Here is a 3,627-nt window from a genome sequence, read left to right on the forward strand (position 1 = left end):
ATCTGGATGAGCTAAAGAAAAAGTATGCTGACAAAATGTTCACAGAGAAATAGCACAAACCCAAAAAGGCGTTACATTCAACAATACATCGTGGTGTGAGTGAGCTTAAAGTTTGGGCAATAAACAGACAAATGGAAGTCATAGGAGGCTATGATTGTGGGTGATTTTTTCAGGACTCATGAATCGTTTATTACAGGGAATCCACAACTGCGCATTCCACAAAGAGAGGCATTTGAGGCAATGCTGGACTTTGCAGCTGATCAGTCAACCGACAGGGAAGCTGGCATAATCTTGCCAGTGGGCTGTGGTAAGTCTGGTTGCATTGCGCTTGCTCCATTCGCGTTCCAAGCGAACAGATCTCTTGTGATTGCTCCTGGGCTTCGGATTGCTGACCAACTACATGGAGATTTCGATCCTACACAGTCTGATATGTTTTACAGATTGACGCATGTTCTTACCAGCCCACCCTATCCGGAACCTGTTGAGATTCGTGGCACTACAACCAACCGAGGTGACCTTGATGAGGCGGATGTCGTCATAACCAACATTCAGCAGCTCCAAGGTGAAGAGAACCGTTGGCTTCAGTCCCTTCCAGGAAACTATTTTGATCTCATTCTTTTCGATGAGGGCCATCATAGTGTTGCTGCCACATGGGATGTTCTAAAGCAGAAATTTCCGCGGGCTATAATTATCAATTTGAGTGCTACGCCACTACGCGCTGATGGTCAGCGGATGACCGGCCGGATTATTTATTCATATCCTATATCCCGAGCCATCCAGGAAGGATACATCAAGCGTCTTAAAGCACTTGTGCTAAATCCTCGGACATTGAGTTATGTCCGGCGCGAGGACGATAGAGAGATTGAAGTACCTTTGGAAGAGGTCCGCCGTCTTGGAGAGGAGGATGCCGATTTTCGCAGGAGTATAGTTACTTCAACGGAAACATTAAATACCATTGTCGATGCCTCGATCCGTGAACTTGATAGGATGCGCGGGGTGGCTGGTGAAAACAGACTGAAGATTATAGCTTCTGCCCTAAACTTCGAGCATTGCCGACAGATCGTGGAGGCCTATCGGGCGCGAGGCCGTCGAGCAGATTACGTTCACAGCCGTGAGGACTCCACAGCAAATAATCGCGTGCTCTCTCGACTGGAGAATCATGAATTGGATGTGATTGTGCAAGTCAGAAAGCTTGGTGAAGGGTTCGACCATCGCTATTTGTCCGTTTCCGCAGTATTTAGTATCTTTTCAAACCTGTCGCCTTTCATTCAATTTGTCGGGCGTATAATGCGCGTTATCGTTCAGAATGACAGTCGACATATTCTAAATCAAGGAACTGTTGTTTTTCACGCTGGCGCAAACATCGCGAGAAGGTGGCAGGATTTTCAGGAATACAGCGAAGTGGATCAAGAGTTCTTCGACCAATTACTTCCGGTTGAGGGCTTAGATTTCTCAAATTCAGATGAAATTACAGTTACGCCAGCGGAGCGTATTATGAATTCTGTTTCTGTAAGAGGGCAATCCGGAGTTACCCTTGAGGAGATACCTCTCATCCAAAATGATGCTGAGGCAATGCAGGCGATTCGGATACTTCAGGAACGTGGCTATGCACCGGGTACTGTTCGTGATGCGATGGAATTGGAACCGATCCCAACCACAAGGGTTCGGAAACGACAAGCCGCCAGGTATAGCCTAGATATGCGAGTACGCATCGAGACAGGAAGGATCCTTGGTGAACGTGGCATCAACCCACGAGGATTCGAACTTGACAGGAATCGTCACCAAAGAACTAACTTTGTTGTTTTGAAGGCCGCTATTGACAGACAGGTGGCGCAGGCAGTTGGACGGGGTGTTGGAGAGCGTTCTGAGTATACTAGTGCTGAACTTGATATTATTGACCAACAATTCGCAGAACTGTCTCATGCAGCACAACAGGAGGTATTCGATGCCTAGACCGAAATCTATTCTACAAAGTGTGAAGATAGATGAGGCTCGGAGAGCACATAACTGCCAACACAATTCCACCCACAGGATAAAATGTGGAGAAAAGCGTCTGAAATTAATGAAACCAGCCAGTTCACCGGACCACTACTGTTCTACTTGCGCCATCGCCATAATCGAACGCGACATAGCTAAACTTCAGACACTGAAAGACCAACTGATCTGATTAGTGGATGTAAAATTACCGAAATAGTTGTTAGAATGAAGGTGCAAGAATTTGTTGTACGGGAGCGTGAAAGATTTGCACCATGTGTACAATGCCTTAGATGTAAATGAGACCATGCAAATATATCAACAATCTACCCGTGCATTGGACAGGTAGAAACCAGACAGACGAAGACGCCTTAGAGATGTTAACATCTATCTCCAACGAAATGATTTAATCCCTCAGCTATTGTCCAAACTATGTGCACAAAGGGCAAATAACTGAATATGCTGCGGTTTGTATTACGAATATTCGATTAGTGTTTGTGAAAGGGCGTTGTAGTGTGTTCGGAAATTCGGAATTGGTTTGAAAAAGCAAAAGATGATTAAATATGGGGTAAACCTAGCGCTTTATCCGACCAGAAAGCATTTTGAACTCATCCAGAAGTTTGGTAAATTATTGTTAAGAATGTATGACCTGGGAAAAGATAGGGAATGGAAGCAGGATCTAGATCTATACCCATTCACTGAAGATGAAACTGGGGCTTTGCAGAAGGTTACAGATTTTCCTCAGGAGTACTTATACAAAAATAACGCATTTTCTGATTGTGTAACTTACTATTAATATAAATACCGTATAACTTTTGGGTCGTTACTATTCGCTAATGAGCAAAGTTTCACGAACCATGGATGAGTTGTTTCTACACGAGGGAGGGTAAAAGCTTCTCATTCTTAAGTTTAGACAACAGGATGTTAAATATATTCACTTGCCATTTTGATACTGGTGGGCAGACAAAAGGCTAGCTAGTAAGGAATTGCATCTTAAAGATTTACGAAATATCTGTTTGCAACTAACAAGACTCCAAAAGGACGCCCTTTAGAGGGATAAAGTAAATGGTGCTTGACAGCACGGCAGTAGAATGATGCTATTTTGTTGATGAGGCATAATAGAATTCCATAGCAGGTCGATTTCCCGTCATGCAGTGGGTGGGGCAGGGAGAAGCGAATTATTCTACGGGCAGATACCACGGTGGGATGCTGTTAATCATCGGGTATCCAGGGTTAATTAATGATTTAGATAAGGAAGAACGAGTCCTTAGGAAATTTATGTTTCCGCCACTGCTGTCTTACCGTAAAGCACCGTCCCCTAATTGTATGAGAATATTGACTTTTGGCAACCGTTATTTTATCCTCCTATTTAGTGGAGTAGAATAAAGATATGATATAAAGTAATGCTATGCTTCAAATGCTGGCGGGGCAGTTTTATAAATACCCATGAGGACAGCAAATGCCGAAAATGACTGGCCGAGAAAAACAAGAAATCTTGCGTTATCTGGTTTCGATTAAGACTTTCAATTTGAACCGGCCCAGTCTTGCCAGAGAGTGTCCGCCGGGATGCTGCAAGTTGGTTGTGCGTGTGGTGGACATATTTGGAAAAGATAGAATAACCGTGATGGGGGTTATCGTCTGATGGCTCAAGCA

Annotated in this window: 2 protein-coding genes; both read left to right on the forward strand. The window is 44.2% G+C overall.

Features of this window, described 5'->3' with window-relative positions:
* The first annotated feature begins 150 nt into the window (after nt 1-150).
* Nucleotides 151-1,953, forward strand: a complete 1,803-nt coding sequence (locus tag GF309_15730; protein MBD3160228.1) for a DEAD/DEAH box helicase — start codon at nt 151-153, stop codon at nt 1,951-1,953.
* Between the two features lie 559 nt (nt 1,954-2,512).
* Nucleotides 2,513-2,770 (forward strand): hypothetical protein, encoded by a 258-nt coding sequence (locus GF309_15735; GenBank protein MBD3160229.1) that lies wholly within the window; start codon nt 2,513-2,515, stop codon nt 2,768-2,770.
* Nucleotides 2,771-3,627 lie beyond the last annotated feature (857 nt).

Source organism: Candidatus Lokiarchaeota archaeon (assembly GCA_014730275.1).
In the GTDB taxonomy this organism is placed as follows: domain Archaea; phylum Asgardarchaeota; class Thorarchaeia; order Thorarchaeales; family Thorarchaeaceae; genus WJIL01.